Source organism: Seonamhaeicola marinus, assembly GCF_008085455.1.
In genome coordinates this window covers 1-261 of sequence record NZ_VSDQ01000732.1, presented here as the reverse complement: position 1 = coordinate 261, position 261 = coordinate 1, and the positions used below count along the sequence as shown (strand labels likewise).

The following is a 261-nucleotide window of genomic DNA, read 5'->3' as shown; positions in this document are numbered from 1 at the left end:
TATAACGGTGCGCTCAAACTTAACAGATTTTACAGTAAAAAACTCTGATACTCTAATTGATAATCACTCAAAAATTTTAGAACGTATAAACGAAGAAAACAAGCTTTTTTATACGTTTACAAGAGGTATTCATGAAAGCAACATTATAATTTCAAGTAGTTTAAAAGATTTTGTTGAAACCAATCTTAACAATGAAACATTTTTAGCCGTACAAAGCGGCTTGTCTGCTATTAGCATTAACCTGCCGCAAGACAACTCTAA

General features: G+C 31.0%; 1 pseudogene. It reads left to right on the top strand.

Features of this window, described 5'->3' with window-relative positions:
* Positions 1–261 (top strand): annotated as a pseudogene (locus FUA24_RS23235) (hypothetical protein); the annotation flags it as partial.